The organism is Streptomyces sp. NPDC101118 (assembly GCF_044759445.1).
Classification (GTDB): domain Bacteria; phylum Actinomycetota; class Actinomycetes; order Streptomycetales; family Streptomycetaceae; genus Streptomyces.
The window spans coordinates 66,012-80,798 of sequence record NZ_JBIVZG010000012.1; the positions used below are offsets into that span (position 1 = coordinate 66,012).

Sequence of the window (14,787 nt, forward strand, 5' to 3'; positions counted from 1 at the left end):
TCTCGGATCTGCCTGGGGGAGTGCGGGACAGGGAGATGCTACTGGCCGTTCCCGTACATTCCGGGATGGAAGGGGCGTCAGGCGGCGTCCAGGGCGCATTCGGCCCAGATGACCTTGCCGCGCGGCGTGTAACGGGTGCCCCAGGACTGGGCCAGCTGGGCGACCAGGAACAGGCCGCGCCCGCCTTCGTCCGTGGTCGCGGCCCGCCGCAGGTGCGGGGCGGTGCTGCTGCCGTCCGCGACCTCGCAGATCAGGGTGCGGTCGCGGATCAGCCGCACCTGGATGGGCTCGGTGCCGTAGCGCATCGCGTTGGTGACCAGCTCGCTCAGCATCAGCTCGGCGGCGAAGCCCAGTTCCTCCAGGCCCCATTCGGCGAGCCGGGCGGTGACGGCGGTCCGGACGTCGCAGACGCGCGCCGGGTCGGCCGGCACGTCCCAGGCGGCGATCCGGTCCGCGGGCAGGGTGTGCGTACGGGCCACGAGCAGGGCGATGTCGTCCGCGGGGTGCTGGGGCGCCATGTCGTCCATGACCGCCCGGCAGGTGTCCTCGGGGGTCCGGCCCGGGTGGGCGAGTACGGACCGCAGCCGGTCCAGGGCCAGGTCGACGTCCTGGCGGCGGCCCTCCACGAGCCCGTCGGTGTACAGGACCAGGGTGCTGTCCTCGGGGAGTTCGAACTCGGCCGTCTCGAAGGGCAGTCCGCCCAGGCCCAGGGGAGGCCCGGCCGGCAGGTCGGGGAAGGTCACGCTGCCGTCGGGGCGGACGAGCGCGGGCGGGAGGTGGCCGGCCCGCGCCATGGTGCACTGCCGGGTGGTGGGGTCGTAGACGGCGTACAGGCAGGTGGCGCCGGCGATGCCGGTGCTGCCGGTGGCGGGGTCGTCGCCCTCCTCGCGGTCCAGACGGACGAGGAGGTTGTCGAGGTGGGTGAGGAGCTCGTCGGGGGCGAGTTCGAGCTCGGCGTACGTGCGTGCCGCGGTCCGCAGCCGGCCCATGGTGGCCGCGGCGTGCAGGCCGTGGCCGACGACGTCGCCGACGAGCAGGGCGACCCGGGCGCCGGACAGGGGGATGACGTCGAACCAGTCGCCGCCCACTCCGGATTCGGCCGGCAGGTAGCGGTGCGCGACCTCGACGGCGCCCTGCTCGGGGAGGCCCCGCGGGAGCAGGCTGCGCTGGAGCGCCAGGGCGAGGTTGTGCTCCCGCGTGTACCGGCGGGCGTTGTCGATGCACAGGGCGGCCCGGGCCGCGAGCTCCTGGGCCAGCCGCCGGTCGTCGTCGCCGTAGGGCGCGGGGTCCCGGGCGCGGTAGAAGCAGGCGATGCCCAGCACCACGCCGCGGGCGAGCAGCGGGACGGCGACCAGCGAGTGCACCCCGTACGCGAAGACCCGGCGGGCGCGGTCGGGACTCTGGGCGGCCCAGCCCGTCGCCGCCTTCAGATCGGGCTCCAGCACCGCCTGTCTGGTGGTCAGACAGTGCAGCAGCGGGGTGCCCGGGTGGAGGTCCAGCCGCCGTCCGGCCGGGAAGAACGGGCAGTCGTCGCGGATGCCGTGGACCACGGTGCGGTGCAGGTCGGCGCCGGGGTCGGCGGCCTCGTCGCCGCGCAGCACGGCCTCGGGCAGGTCCACGGTGACGTAGTCCGCGAGCCGCGGGACCGCGATCTCGGCGAGCTCCCTGGCGGTCCGGCCCACGTCCAGGGTGGTGCCGATCCGGGTGCTCGCCTCGGCCAGCAGCTCCAGGCGCCGTCGCGCCTCGACGGCGTACTTGCCCACCTCCGGCTCGCCCACCAGCACCAGGCCGCGGACGGTGCCGGGGCCGTCGGGGGCAGTGTCGTAGGGGGCGGCGGGGGCCGGGGCGTGGGTGGCGGGCGCGGCCCCGGCAGGCCCGGCGGGCACGTCGGGTGCGGCCGTGACGGGCCCGGCGGATCCGGCCGCGGTGGCTCCGTCCGTGCCGGCGGCCACCGTGCCCGGACGGTTCGGGAGGGACAGGTGGTGCACCGGCGGGCTGTCGCTGCCGATCACGGCCTCGACCACCACCCCGCGCACGCCCGAAGGACTCGTGACCGGCCGGCTGAGCAGGGTGGCCCGCCGCCCGTGGGGGAGCGCGACGCCGACCGCGGCCCGCCGGGAGGCGGAGATCAGCTCGGTCGCCTTCTCCTTGAGGACGTCCCGGTCGTGCGGGTCGAGTTCCAGCTCGACGGTCTCGACCAGCTCGTCGAGCCCCGCCGCCCCGCCGGCGACCGGTGACCCGACGTGCAGGCCGTCCCGGGCGGCCCGGCCGGTACGGGTCAGCCGCTCGGCGTCGGCGTACGCGCGCAGCAGCCCCCGCTCCCGGGCCGAGCTCTGCTCCATCAGTCGCCGCTCGATCCGCCCGGCGGCCCGGCGGGCGAGGGCGGTCAGGGCGGGGCGCTCGAAGGCGTGCGGGTAGCCGAAGCAGAGCACGCCCTCGATGCGCCCGCTGAGCGGGTCGCGGATCGGCACGGCGCAGCAGGCGTTCCGCTGGGCGCGTTCGGCGAAGTGCTCGGCGCCGTACACCTGGACGACGCGCCGTTCGGCCAGCGCCAGGCCGATGCCGTTGGTCCCGCCGTACCGCTCCGCGAAGACGAAGCCGGGCACGGTCTGGATGGCGGGCAGGGTGTGGGCCATCGAGGGCTCGCCGAAGCGGCGTTGCAGCACCATGCCCTCGGCGTCGGCGACCGAGATGTTGATCTCGCTGCCGGCGAACCGCTGCTGGAGCCGGTCGAGCACGGGCGCGGCCGCCCGGACCAGCCGTCCGTCGGGGTCGAAGTCCTGCCGGAACGGCAGGTCGGACCGGTCGGGCGAGAGCCCCAGCAGCCGGCAGCGCAGCCACGAGTCCAGGATCGGGCGGCGGACGCCGGTCCTGACCGCTTCGCCGACCAGGAAGCGCTCACGGGAGCGTGCGGGGCCGATCTGGTCTCCCGTGACCGCCATCTGCATCACTTCCCTCGCCGGTGCGGCCGCGGCCGGGACGGGCCGGCCGTGCGTTCCGAGCGTGAAGTTGAATCGGACCGTTTTGAGTATATTCCCGGTGTTTTGCGGCTTCACAGCACGGCGACGGGATTGACCGGAGAGCCCGTCCCGCCGGGCACGTTCAAGGGCGTGACGACGATCAGGAACTCGTACCGCCCCGCGTCGGCGCAGGCGCCCGCCAGCGCCTCCAGGTCCAGGTTGTCCAGCAGGGGCACCCCCATGGCCGCGACGGCCAGGACGTGGACGGGCGAGTGGACCCCCTCCACCGGCGAGGGCCGCAGGTCGTTGTCCCCGTCCGCGCCGAGCAGGGCGATCCCGCGCTCCGCCAGCAGCGGCACCGCGTCCACGTGCAGCCCCGCACCGGCCGCGCCCACGTCCCAGGGGCCCAGCTCGCGCCGGCGCCGGAAGCGGCCCGTGCGCACCAGTACGGCGCAGCCCTCGTCGATCCGGACGCCGAGCGCCCGTTCGGCCGCGGCCAGGTCCCGTGCGTGGACCGGCCGCCCGGGCTCCAGCCAGCCGGCGCCGTCCACGGCGGGCAGGTCGAGGAGCACGCCCCGGGTGACGAGCGGGCCGAGCGCCGCCACCGCCCCGAACCGGGCGCCGGCCGCGCCGATCACCTCCCGGGCCGCGTGCCCGTCGTACAGCTGCCCCCGGTAGGCCACGTGCGACAGCGCGTCGAGGTGGCTGACGCCCTTCCCGTGGTAGTCCGCGGCGAGGAAGTCCTTGTGGGTGGCGGGCTCCGGCGGCTCCACGTCGCCGAGGTCGGACATGTAGTGCAGGGCCGGCTTCGGGTTGTCGGGACCTGGCCGGGTGTCCCAGGGGAGGCCCAGGGACACCGGCGTACCGTTCCGGACGAGGGCGGCGGCCCGGCGTACGTGGTCCGGCGTGACGCGGTTCCAGGCGCCCCGGCCGGCGGGGGACCACCGGCCCCACGTGCGGAGCGCGGCGAACAGGGCGTCGAACTCCTGGCGGGAGACCGGGGGAACCCCCGCGGGGTCGGTGCTCATCGGGTGCGGGACTCCAGGGTCGGCGGGGACGGGGGCGGGGCAGTGGTCACGGCGCGGACGGGGCGGTCGCCCCCCTGCGGGATGGCTACCCGCTCCCGAGCCGGAGCCAGCCGCCCGTCGGAGCGAAGGGCCGGGGCGCGGGGAACCGGGGAGGCCGGCGGAAGCCCGGGTGAGGGGCCGTTACGAGGTCCGCCGGCCCGGTCGGCGGGGGCCGGCGCAAGTGGCGGCCGTAGGCCCGATGGGGGCACGCTTGTAGTCATGAGAGCGCCGTTGCGCTCGCGCCCGGGCCCGGGAGCCGGCCATCACCAGGTCCTCTTCTTCATCGCGGAGTGCGTGCCCTTCGCGATCGCCCTGGTGGTGCTCACCATCGAGCTGACGCCCGCGCACGTCGTGTACACCGGCCCGCTGCTGGTCGCGACACCCGCGCTGGCGGCGGTGACGATGGGGCCCAAGGGCACGCTCGCAGCCCTCGGGGTGGCCGTGGTCGTCAGCGTGATCACCGCGACCCACAACGACGCATGGGGCGGCCAGCAGGTCTACACCAATCTGGTCGCCCTCTTCCTGGTGGGCGCGGCGAGCGTGGTGACCAGCCGGGCCGTCCAGACGCGCCGGGAGAGCGAGCTCAACCAGGTGCGCCGGATCGCCGCGGCCGCCCAGGAGGTCCTGCTGCGCCCGGTGCCGGCCCGGCTGGGCCCCGTACGCGCGGCCAGCATGTACCTGGCGGCCGAAACCGGGGCGCAGATCGGCGGCGACCTGTACGACGCGGTGCAGACCCGGTACGGGGTGCGGATGATCGTCGGCGACGTCCGGGGCAAGGGACTGCCGGCCGTACGGGCCGCGGCGGTCGTGCTCGGGGCGTTCCGGGAGGCCGTGCACTACGAGGACGACCTGGTGGAGGTCATCAGCCACTGCGGGGAGGCCTTGCGGCGGGACGCGGCCCTCGCCGGGGCGGGGGCCGCGGGCGACGACGCGTTCCGCGAGGCCTTCGTGACCGCCGTGGTCGCCCAGATCCAGGAGGACGCCACCGTCGAGCTGATCAACCGCGGCCATCCGCCGCCGCTGGTGATCGGAGAGGGCTCGGCGCGCTGCCTGACGCCGGCCGTCCCGCTGCCGCCGCTCGGCCTGGAGGAGTTCATCGGCGGGCCGCCCGGGCGTCTGGAGAGCTATCCCTTCGCCCCGGGGGACCGGCTGCTGCTGCACACCGACGGCGTGATCGAGGCCCGGGACGGCGACAACACCTTCTTCGACCTGGCCAGGGCGATGGAGGCGATGCGCGGCCGCACGCGGCAGGCCTTCCTGGAGGACCTCCGGGACGCCCTGCTGGAGCACACCAAGGGCAGCCTGGCGGACGACGTGGCACTGATCGTGGTCGACCGCGTGGACCGCTCCGACCCGGTCAGGGGCCGGTGAGCGCACGCGCCAGCGCCAGCCCGGTCAGGGCGACGACCACGGCGTCGCGCCGCGCTTCCCGGGGCAGATGGCCCCGGTCCTCCTCCCGGCGCAGGACCACCGGCCGGTCCGAGGGCACGACGCTCGCCCGGAGGCGGTCGGCCAGCTCGGCGAGGACGTCGAAGAACCGCCCGGGCGGGAAGCGGCTGATCCCGAGGCACCACGGATTGACGTCCACGTCGACCTCGTGGCCCTCGGGCGTCCGGATGAGTACGCCGTCCAGCGGGCCGGTGCCCGGGCCGGTGCCCGCGCCCGCCCCCGCGACGGCGTACGGAGCCAGGACCTCCCGCACCGTCTCCGTCTCCAGCGGTTCCGGCTCCCCGTCCCGGTACCGGATCACGAACAGCATCCGCCCCACCGCCCCGCACCCCTTCTCGCCGCCGCATCGGACCGGGTTCACCCTAGGCCGCCCTCGGACCGGCCCGGCCTAACCACCGGGCGGCCCTTGGCCGGTCCCTGCCCGGCCGGCCAGGGTGCGGCCGGCGCGGACGCCCGCGGCGGCGCAGCAGACGGCCGCGACGGCAAAGACCAGGATCGGCAGGGCGGCGGCTGCCGAGTCGTACGAGTTCTGGTCGACCAGTTCGTGGAACCTGACCGAGTCGGTTCCCAGCAGGTCCGAGTCCGCCATCCCGCCAGCGGAGCGTGTCGTCCAGTCCCCGGCGATCAGCCAGAATCCGGCCAGCACCCCCACCACCGCCAGCGCCGGCACCAGGGGCGGCAGCCACGTCGAGGGGGAGCGCAGCGACGGGCGGTAGGCGGCGCCGAGTGCGTGGGCGCGCCGCGCCAGGACCGCGCCCGTGCTCGCACTCGCCAGGGCCGCCAGCTGGGTCAGGGAGACCGCCGCGTCGTACTGGTAGCTGGAGTTCCACCAGGTGATCCACACGACGGCCACCGGTACGACCGCCCAGGCGGCCGGAATCGCCAGCGCGCGCAGCGCGGCCGCCCTCCGGGCGCGCGGGCTGAGCCGGACCGCCTCGGCCGCGAGGTGCGCACGCTGCTCCGCCTCCGCGCGCTCCCGGGCGGCCTTCCACTCCGCGTCCCGCTGCCGCGCGGCGTCGTCCACCCGCCCGGCCGCCTCCGCGGCGAGCCGCCGGGCGTGGGCCTCCTCCTGGGCCACCGGGACCAGGTCCGCTGCGATCAGCCGGCCCGGCAGGGTGTCGGGGCCGCCGGCGGCCTGGATCAGGAGCTCGTACCAGTACGGGGGTTCTCGGAGCGGCGCCGCGGCCGGCAGCCGGCCGAGGGCCGCCGCCGCCGCGTCCGCCGGCAGCAGACGCGCGAGCAGCGCGCCCGGTGCCACGTCCGCGGCCCACTGCCGGGCCTCCTCGGGCCACCACCGGTCCGGCCGTACGGCGGACCCCCAGCCCTGGACGGCCGACCGCCACGGCTCCCGCACCCCGCGGAGCGCGGCGAGCCCATCGAACCCGGCCAGCACGTCCAGCAGGGGCGTGCCGGCGAGTTCGGCCACCAGGGCCCGCCCGGCGGTGGACGCGTGCCGGCCCGCGAGGCAGGCCCGGGCGAGGGACCCGTAGGTGATCTCCTGCCCGTGGTGGACGACCGGGCCGGCCGGGTCGAGCCAGCGGAGCAGGCACAGCAGTTTCAGCTCGGGGGACAGCTCGCCGCTGGTCAGGTGGTGGTCGACCAGGGTGATCCGGCCCTCGATGTCGTCGGTGTGCGGATTGCCGAACTGCTTGAGCCAGGAGAGCAGGTCGGACCAGCCCTCGGAGGGTGCCGCGGGGGTGCCCATCCGCGCGAAGAAGCGGCGGGCGGCGTCCGGGCCGTGCGCGCGGAGCGCATTGGCCAGTTCCCGCCGGTCGGAATACAGGGCTCCGCCGAGGGCGAGCGGCCTCGCGACCCCGACCGGGGCGGGCACGGGTACGGGGGGTGCCGGCGGCAGGGGCGGCGGAGGGGACACGGGCGAGGTGGAACGCGCGCTCCCGGCCGTCCGCGGCACCGCCGCGTTCCGGGCCAGTGCCAGCCTGCCCGCCGACCCGCCCGCCCGTACCTCCGGCAGCGGCAGGCCGCGCAGCAGGGCGCGCTGCCGGACCGCCCGCGTCACGTCGTCCAGCGGCAGCAGCTCCCCGGCGTCCGGGACCCCGCTCCGCAGGACGTAGAGCAGCTCACCCGTGAAGCTGGTGTGCAGGGCCCCGTCCGGTGCCAGGGCCTTCGCGGTGGCGGGCGTCGCGGTCAGGACGTAACTGCCTTCGATCTCCAGCTCCTCCGGCGACGCCGCGGCCTCCCCGCCCATGCCCTGCACCGCCCAGCCGCTGAAGCAGCAGTCCAGGATGACGACCTTGTTGACGGCCGTGGACCCGCCCACGACCTCCCGCAGGAGGTCGTACGCGAAGCCGGTGACGGCGAGGTCGGTGCGGCGCGTGGCCGGCAGGGCCAGGTACAGCTCGCCCGCCCGCCGGACCATGCCGTGCCCCGCGAAGTACACGAGCAGCGTGTCCAGCGCCTCGTCCGCGTGCCGGCTCAGCTCGTTGAAGACGTCGACGGTGCCGGACGGGTCCAGGTGCGCGGTGCAGTGCTCCGGGGCGAAGCCGCCGGACGGGCCGGTCAGGAGGGCGCCCAGGTCGCGGACGTTGTTGGCGACGGCCGGCAGGTCCGGCAGCTCCTCGTGCGCGTAGGAGGCAGCGCCGAAGAGGTAGGCCCGGGACAGCGACCGATCAGGCAGCCGGCTCATCGTCACCGTGAGCAGAGGCAGAGGCAGAGGCAGAGGCAGAGGCGGAGGCGGCGACGTCGGTGGAGCCGTTGGCGGCGGCCTCGGTGCCGGCCTCGGTGCCGGCCGTCCGGGCTTCGACGCCGCCCATGCCGGTCGTACCCGCCGCACCCGGCCCGTCGCCCAGGTGCTCGGAGAGGGCCGCCACCAGGCGCGCCACCTCGTCAGGACCGCCGCTGAAGTCGAAGCTCACCCCGTCGGGCCGCGTGACCCGCACCGCCGGCGCCCCGCCGCCCCGCCGGGCGGGTCGCTGTCCCAGCCACAGGTCGACGGTCGCCACCACGGAACCGAGCGCGGCAACACCCAACTCGGCTATCGAGAGCACGAGTTCGACGTCGGCCCCCATGGTCCCCGGCTGGGGGTCACCGGCCCGGAGCTCCACCCGTCCCCGCAGCGCCCGCTCCGCCCGCAGCCAGGCGCCGAGGTCCTCCAGCGCGCCCTCGTCCCCCGGGACGTCCATCCGTACGTACATCCGGCCGATGCTCCCTTCCCCGACACACCGGCGGCAGGGGCGGTCTCCCCAGCCGCATGATCATCGTAGGACCGGCGCCGGGCCGGGGGTCGGGAACCGGCCGCCGCCCGCACGGCCCCGGGCGGTGCGGACGGCGCGGTGGTGTGGGACGGGACTGGTGGGCACCGGAACGTCAGCCGGCCGGGTGCCACTCCGTGAGCAGGATGGTCGCGTCGTCCCGCAGCCGGTGTTCCTGGTGGACCAGGACGTCCTGGACGAGCCGCCGGAGCGCCTCCGGGGCGCTCTCGCCGGAGGCCGTGGACCGGATCACGCTGTCGGTGAGCCGTCGTTCGCCGAACAGGTCGCCGTCGGGGGAGCGGGCCTCGGTGATGCCGTCGCTGTGCACCAGGACGCGGTCCCCGGGCTGCAGCCGGGCCCGGTCCACGGCGGGCGATTCGCGGTCGTGGAACCCGAAGCCGAGCGGCAGGCGGGCCGGGCGCTCCAGCGCGCCGGGCACGACACGCCCCTCCCGGATCAGCAGCGGCGGCGGGTGGCCGCAGTTGACCCAGACGAAGTCCCCGTGCTCCGTGTCGAGTTCGGCGATGACCGCGGTCATCAGCCGGTCGGGGATCCAGCGCACCAGCGTCCGGTCGATCGCCGTGACGATGTCGGAGATCGACCCGCCGGCCCGGCGGGTGGACCGGCAGGCGGCCAGCCCGGCGGCGCTCATGCCGCCCGAGGCGAAGTCGTGCCCCATCGCGTCCAGCAGTGTCAGGTGCAGCGTGCCGTCGATGAAGCAGTGGTCGAAGGCGTCCCCGCCGATGTCGTACGCCGGCTCCAGCACCGCGGCCGACGTGGCCCGCTCGGTGCCGATCGTGCGCGGGGGCAGGAACGCCCACAGCAGCTCGGCCTGCAGGGTCATCGGCAGGACGCGCTCCCGCTGCACCAGCAGGTCGTGGTGCGAGGACTTGGACACCACCAGCAGGGTGGCCAGGCTCGCCAGCGCCCGCCCGGCTGTGGTCAGCGCGGGTCCCAGGCCCGGCCCGGAGAGCCGCAGGACGCCCACGCGCTCGACGCCGTCGACCATCGGGAACCAGGCGGCCGCCTCGTCGCGTGCCTGCTGGACGCGCTGCCCGCGGTACGCCAGACCGGCCAGCGACCCGTCGATGTCGATGCCCTCCCGCTCGTCCGCCGCCAGGCCCGGCTGGGGGAGGGGTACCAGCCGCCGCTGCTGTACGTCGACCAGGTACAGGCGGCTGCCGCCCGCGCCCAGTGTCCGGGCGGCCTCGTCGATCAGGCCGGCCATCTGGACGGCGGACGCGCCGTGCGACCGCTCCAGCACGCCGGCCAGGACCGGCCCGAGCCGGTCCGGGGCCGCCGGCGCCGGCTCGTGCCCGGTCACCGGCCGCTCCCTCCGGGACCCCCGCGTACCACCGGGCCGCCCGTCATCACCGGCCACCCGTCATGCGGCGGCCGGCACGGGACGGCCGCCGGGTGTGAACGTACGGTCGACGGCGGCCAGCCGCAGGCCCTCCAGCAGCGCGATCTGCCGCTCGGCGCGGGCGGCGAGCCGGTGCATGGCCGCCCGGTCGACCCGGCTGTCGGTCCGTGCGACGTTCGCCAGGGAGCGCCACAGCGCCAGCTTCCCCTCCACGCCCAGCCGGATCGCCTCCAGCTCCAACAGGTCGCTCAGGGGCGAACGCGCGATGAGGCGGCCGTTCGGCTTGGTCCGCGCGGCCTTCTCCGCCAGCCGCACCACCAGGGACTTCACGTGCATGACCGGCACGTCGAAGGCCTCCATGACCTCCAGCAGGCTGTCCCGGTCCTCCTCGACGTCCCGGAGGAGGGGGACCAGCCGGGCGCCGGCCGGCGTACCGCGGTGGGTGCGGACCATGCGGCGGAGCAGCGCCACCCCGCCGGCCGCGCCGGCCCGGTGGTCGTTGAGGTAGACGCCGAGGAGGCGTTCCGGGCCGGGGGAGGGCGCGGAACGGCCGGTGTCCGGTGTCATGTCACCATCTCCGATCGCGTCGCGGGCGGTGCCGGCCCCGCCCCCGCCGTCGGTTCCGGCGCTCCTCTTCTCCGCGGAGGAGCCACGGACACAGCGCCCCTACCCGCGCGCGCCGGGATCATGGCTCCTTCCCGCACCCCCGCACCCCGGCACCCCCGCACCCCGGCACGCCCGCACCCCGGCACCCCCGCACCCCCGCACCCCGGCACCCCCGGCACCGGGCGCCCGTACTCCCTACGAGCCGGAGGTTTCGCCCGGCCCCCGCCGGTCAGACGCGTGGCACGGCCCGCACCGGGACCGCGCTCCGCGCGAGTCCGGCCGGGCACCGCGCACGACCGACCAGCGTGGGAGGCACCCATGCGCGCGCTGACCTGGCAGGGCCGCGAGGACGTCCGGGTGGAGACGGTCCCCGACCCCAGCATCGAGGACCCCACCGACATCGTGGTGAAGGTGACCACCACCGGCATCTGCGGTTCCGACCTCCACCTCTACACCGTGCTCGGCGCCTACCTCGACCCCGGCGACGTACTGGGCCACGAGGCGATGGGCACCGTCGTGGAGACCGGCCCCGAGGTGCGCACCCTCAGCCCCGGCGACCGTGTCGTCGTGCCGTTCAACATCTCCTGCGGCAGCTGCTTCATGTGCGACCAGGGCCTCCACTCCCAGTGCGAGACCACCCAGGTCCACGCCCACGGCAAGGGCGCGGCCCTCTTCGGCTACACCAAGCTCTACGGCCAGGTGCCCGGCGGCCAGGCCGAGTACCTGCGGGTCCCGTTCGGCGACACGCTGCCGGTCAAGGTCCCCGAAGGGCCGCCCGACGAACGCTTCGTCTACCTCTCCGACGTACTCCCCACCGCCTGGCAGGCCGTGGAGTACGCCGACCTGCCCCCGGGCGGTTCCCTCACGGTCCTCGGCCTCGGCCCCATCGGGCAGATGGCGGCCCGGATCGCCCTGCACCGCGGCGCCCGCCTCGTCATCGGCGTCGACCTCGTGGACGCCCGGCTGGCCCGAGCCCGTACCGACGGGGTGCACACCCTCGACCTGCGGCAGTACGACGGCGCGCTGGGCGACGCGGTCCGAGACCTGACCGCAGGACGCGGCACCGACTCCGTCATCGACGCCGTCGGCATGGAGGCCCACGGCAGTACGAGCGCCTCCCTCGCCCAGAAGATGACGGCCAGGCTGCCCGACTCCCTCGCCCGGCCCCTGATGGAACGCGCCGGCATCGACAGCCTGACCGCCCTGCACACCGGCATCGACCTCGTCCGCCGCGGCGGCACGCTCTCCGTCTCCGGCGTCTACGGCGGCGCCGTCGACCCGATGCCCCTTCTCACGATGTTCGACAAGCAGATCCAGATCCGTATGGGCCAGGCCAACGTACGCGCCTGGACGGACGACATCCTGCCCCTGCTCACCGACGACGACCCGCTCGGTGTGGAGGGCTTCGCCACCCACACCGTGCCCCTGGCCCAGGCCCCCGAGGCCTATGCCCGCTTCCAGGCCAAGGACGACGGCATGATCAAGACGCTCCTGGTGCCGTGAGCGGAGGGCGCCTGCGGACCAGCGACCCGCACCGCCCCGGCTGGCGCCGGGTCCGGCACGGCAAGGGGTTCCGCTACCTGGACGCGGACGGGCGCCCGCTGGACCGCGAACAGCGCGACCGGACAAGGCTGCTGGTCATCCCGCCGGCCTGGGAGGACGTGTGGATCTGCCCCTGGCCCAACGGCCACATCCAGGCCGTCGGGACCGACGCCGCGGGACGCCGCCAGTACCTGTACCACGAGAAGTTCCGGGAGCGGCAGGACGCGGCAAAGCACGAACACGTGCGACGGGTCGCCCGCGGCCTGCCCCGGCTGCGCCGCGCCGTGGCGGAGGACCTGGCCGGCCGCGGGCTCGGCCGGGACCGGGTACTGGCCTGCGCCGCCCGCCTCCTCGACCTCGGCTTCTTCCGGATCGGCGGAGAGCGCTACGCCCGCGACCACGACAGCTACGGACTGACCACCCTGCTCCGCGAACACGTCGCCTGCCGCCGCGGCGAGGTCTGCCTGGACTTCCCCGCCAAGTCGGGCCGCCGGCAGAGCCGGACGCTCGTGGACGACGACGCGCTGGCCGTCGTCCGCGCCCTGCTGCGCCGCAAGGACCCGGGCGCGCGCCTGTTCGCCTACTGGGAGGGGCGCGCCTGGCACGAGGTGCGCGCCGCCGACCTCAACGCCTACCTGAGGGAGCGCTCCGGGCAGGACATCACGGCCAAGGACTTCCGCACCTGGCACGCCACCGTCCTGGCCGCAGTGGCGCTCGCGGTCTCCGCCCGCGCGGCCAGGGGCGCCCCGTCCGCGCGCAAGCGGGCGGCCGCCCGCGCGGTGCGCGAGGTCAGCGAGTACCTCGGCAACACGCCCGCCGTGTGCCGCGCTTCGTACATCGACCCGGTGGTCTTCGAGCAGTACGAGGACGGCACCACCATCGCCCCCGCCCTGGACCGGCTGGGCGAGGACACCCCGCTGGGCACCCCCGCCACCCAGGGACCGACGGAACGCGCCGTCCTGCGGCTCCTCAAGGAATAGGGCCCCTGTCAGGGCCTGGGCCCTCCCTCAGCCGGTGTGCAGGACCCGGAATCCGTCGGGGCCGGACCGCGCCGGATCCCGGTCGACGACCTGGACCGGAGGCCGGACCCACTGCCACACGCCGGTCTCCTGCGTACGGGAGAACCGGATCCGGCCGCGGGTGCCCTCGACGTCGACGGCCGGCCAGGCGGCGGCGATGCGCGCCCGGTCCGTGCCGTGGGCGCGCAGCACCGAGGCGAGGACGGCGACCGCGTCGTAGCCCTCGAAGGCGACGAACGACGGCGCCCCGCCGAGCCGCGCGGCCAGGGCGGCCCCGACGCGTTCACCGAGGGGGCCGAGGCGCTCGGGCAGGTAGCGCAGGAACGGGATCCCGGCGCCGTCCCGGCCCAGCGCCGCCGCCCACTCCGCGAACTCGGGCTGCCCGGCCGGGGCGCCGATGAGGACGTCGGAGAGGCGCGGGTCGGCGCGGACGGCCTTGACGACCGGCACCGAAGGCTCCGGGTAACCGGCCAGGAGCAGCAGGGCCGTGGCGCCCGGCGCGGCGAGTCCGTCGCACAGGGCGGAGGGGTCGAGCGCGCGCACGTCGAGTTCGGTGACGGTGCCGCCGTGGGCGGCGAGGCGCTCCCGGAGGATGCGGATGCCCGACTCCCAGTACACGCTCGGCTGGACGGCCACGGCGATCCGGCGGTGGCCCGCACCGAGGAGGAAGTCGGCGTACACCCGCCAGCCGTGCGACTGCACCGGGGGAAGGCGCGCGACCCAGTCGGTCGGCCCCTCGGTGAGCGCGTCGATCACCGCCGACGAGCAGAGGAACGGCAGCCGGAGCGCATCGGCGCGGGCGGCGGCCGCCCGGGCCACGACGCTGTGGTACTCGCCGGTCACGGCCACCACACCGAGGCCGGCCAGCTCGTCCACGGCCGCCACGGCCCGCTCCGGATCGGCGGCGGTGTCCCGCACCAGCAGCTCGACCGGCCGGCCCCCGATCCCACCGCCGTCGTTGACCTCGCCCACGCCGAACTCCAGGCCGGCGAGCAACTGCCGCCCCGCCTCGGCCCACCCGGGCCGGCTCAACGGAACGAGCGCCCCGATCCGCACGGCCCCGCCGTCGTCCCGCGGCCCGGCCCCGGCTGTCGCTGTCGGCGTACTCATGCGCGTGCGTCTCCTCTTGCTGGTGCTGGTGCTGGTGCTGGTGCTGGTGCTGGTGCTGGTGCTGTCGGTCATGTGCGGGTGGTGCCCGGCCTGGCGGCCGGGGGCCGTGGTCAACGGTGGGCCCGTGGACATGTCTTCTGGGGTGCGCCTCCCGGTATGCCCACTGCTTCAACCGGAATGGCGTCTACAGGCCTTCATGCGCCTCCCGGTCCTACCTTCTGTAGCCGGCTCATGCGTTCAGAGGAGCGTGGCTGGGCTGATTGGTGGGCTGATGGAGGCTCCCGTGCGCCGGATACCGCGTGACCGTCTCGCTTGGGCGCACCTTCTGTGGCTGGTGTTCACGACTGCCGGTTTTCGATGGTTGCTGCCGTCTCGGACCTCAGCCACAGAAGGTGCGCCCCACTCATAGCCGCGCGCGGTATCCGGCGCACGGGAGCCTCCATCAGCCACCCACCAACAGCA

At 75.5% G+C, this 14,787-nt stretch carries 11 protein-coding genes; 3 read left to right on the forward strand and 8 right to left on the reverse strand.

All coding sequences use genetic code 11. The features are described from left to right. Nucleotides 1-77: 77 nt before the first annotated feature. Entirely contained in the window at nucleotides 78-2,942 is a 2,865-nt protein-coding gene (locus ACIQUQ_RS20190; protein WP_403977543.1) for a SpoIIE family protein phosphatase, read from the reverse strand. Between the two features lie 110 nt (nucleotides 2,943-3,052). Beyond that, on the reverse strand, nucleotides 3,053-3,988 hold the full coding sequence (locus tag ACIQUQ_RS20195; RefSeq protein ID WP_403977545.1) for a cyclase family protein: 936 nt from the start codon (nucleotides 3,986-3,988) through the stop codon (nucleotides 3,053-3,055). Nucleotides 3,989-4,246: 258 nt separating this feature from the next. On the opposite strand from ACIQUQ_RS20195, the gene ACIQUQ_RS20200 reads away from it, so the two are divergent. Then, the gene (locus ACIQUQ_RS20200; RefSeq protein ID WP_403977547.1) at nucleotides 4,247-5,398 is read left to right on the forward strand and encodes a PP2C family protein-serine/threonine phosphatase; all 1,152 of its coding nucleotides are present in this window, start codon (nucleotides 4,247-4,249) and stop codon (nucleotides 5,396-5,398) included. On the opposite strand, the gene ACIQUQ_RS20205 is transcribed toward ACIQUQ_RS20200, so the two are convergent. The 5 genes from ACIQUQ_RS20205 to ACIQUQ_RS20225 form a co-directional block, all read right to left on the reverse strand. After that, on the reverse strand, nucleotides 5,385-5,786 hold the full coding sequence (locus tag ACIQUQ_RS20205; RefSeq protein ID WP_403977549.1) for a hypothetical protein: 402 nt from the start codon (nucleotides 5,784-5,786) through the stop codon (nucleotides 5,385-5,387). The two genes, ACIQUQ_RS20200 and ACIQUQ_RS20205, sit on opposite strands and share 14 nt — an antisense overlap. 78 nt (nucleotides 5,787-5,864) lie before the next feature. Further along, nucleotides 5,865-8,120 carry a caspase domain-containing protein gene (locus ACIQUQ_RS20210; RefSeq protein WP_403977551.1) on the reverse strand — a complete coding sequence of 752 codons (2,256 nt, stop codon included), beginning with the start codon at nucleotides 8,118-8,120 and terminating at the stop codon, nucleotides 5,865-5,867. Next, the gene (locus ACIQUQ_RS20215) at nucleotides 8,104-8,628 is read right to left on the reverse strand and encodes a hypothetical protein (protein WP_403977553.1); all 525 of its coding nucleotides are present in this window, start codon (nucleotides 8,626-8,628) and stop codon (nucleotides 8,104-8,106) included. The genes ACIQUQ_RS20210 and ACIQUQ_RS20215 overlap by 17 nt, the downstream gene beginning before the upstream one ends. A 172-nt stretch (nucleotides 8,629-8,800) precedes the next feature. Further along, complete coding sequence (locus tag ACIQUQ_RS20220; RefSeq protein ID WP_403977555.1) at nucleotides 8,801-10,009, reverse strand: PP2C family protein-serine/threonine phosphatase; 1,209 nt, start codon at nucleotides 10,007-10,009, stop codon at nucleotides 8,801-8,803. A gap of 60 nt (nucleotides 10,010-10,069) precedes the next feature. Next, on the reverse strand, nucleotides 10,070-10,615 hold the full coding sequence (locus ACIQUQ_RS20225) for a hypothetical protein (protein WP_403977557.1): 546 nt from the start codon (nucleotides 10,613-10,615) through the stop codon (nucleotides 10,070-10,072). 357 nt (nucleotides 10,616-10,972) lie between these two features. On the opposite strand from ACIQUQ_RS20225, the gene ACIQUQ_RS20230 reads away from it, so the two are divergent. Both ACIQUQ_RS20230 and ACIQUQ_RS20235 read left to right on the forward strand, forming a co-directional pair. Further along, on the forward strand, nucleotides 10,973-12,157 hold the full coding sequence (locus tag ACIQUQ_RS20230) for a zinc-dependent alcohol dehydrogenase (protein WP_403977559.1): 1,185 nt from the start codon (nucleotides 10,973-10,975) through the stop codon (nucleotides 12,155-12,157). Further along, nucleotides 12,154-13,176: a DNA topoisomerase IB gene (locus ACIQUQ_RS20235; RefSeq protein ID WP_403977561.1), complete on the forward strand. Its 1,023-nt coding sequence runs from the start codon at nucleotides 12,154-12,156 to the stop codon at nucleotides 13,174-13,176. The genes ACIQUQ_RS20230 and ACIQUQ_RS20235 overlap by 4 nt, the downstream gene beginning before the upstream one ends. 27 nt (nucleotides 13,177-13,203) lie before the next feature. On the opposite strand, the gene ACIQUQ_RS20240 is transcribed toward ACIQUQ_RS20235, so the two are convergent. Beyond that, nucleotides 13,204-14,325, reverse strand: a complete 1,122-nt coding sequence (locus ACIQUQ_RS20240; protein ID WP_403977850.1) for an ABC transporter substrate-binding protein — start codon at nucleotides 14,323-14,325, stop codon at nucleotides 13,204-13,206. Nucleotides 14,326-14,787: the final 462 nt, after the last annotated feature.

Excerpts from the sequence above, each read along its gene's own strand:
- ACIQUQ_RS20205 (WP_403977549.1), bottom strand. The coding sequence starts at position 5,786 with ATGCTGTTCGTGATCCGGTACCGGGACGGGGAGCCGGAACCGCTGGAG.
- ACIQUQ_RS20200 (WP_403977547.1), top strand. The coding sequence starts at position 4,247 with ATGAGAGCGCCGTTGCGCTCGCGCCCGGGCCCGGGAGCCGGCCATCAC.
- ACIQUQ_RS20225 (WP_403977557.1), bottom strand. The coding sequence starts at position 10,615 with ATGACACCGGACACCGGCCGTTCCGCGCCCTCCCCCGGCCCGGAACGC.
- ACIQUQ_RS20230 (WP_403977559.1), top strand. The coding sequence starts at position 10,973 with ATGCGCGCGCTGACCTGGCAGGGCCGCGAGGACGTCCGGGTGGAGACG.
- ACIQUQ_RS20215 (WP_403977553.1), bottom strand. The coding sequence starts at position 8,628 with ATGTACGTACGGATGGACGTCCCGGGGGACGAGGGCGCGCTGGAGGAC.
- ACIQUQ_RS20210 (WP_403977551.1), bottom strand. The coding sequence starts at position 8,120 with ATGAGCCGGCTGCCTGATCGGTCGCTGTCCCGGGCCTACCTCTTCGGC.
- ACIQUQ_RS20240 (WP_403977850.1), bottom strand. The coding sequence starts at position 14,325 with ATGAGTACGCCGACAGCGACAGCCGGGGCCGGGCCGCGGGACGACGGC.
- ACIQUQ_RS20195 (WP_403977545.1), bottom strand. The coding sequence starts at position 3,988 with ATGAGCACCGACCCCGCGGGGGTTCCCCCGGTCTCCCGCCAGGAGTTC.
- ACIQUQ_RS20190 (WP_403977543.1), bottom strand. The coding sequence starts at position 2,942 with ATGGCGGTCACGGGAGACCAGATCGGCCCCGCACGCTCCCGTGAGCGC.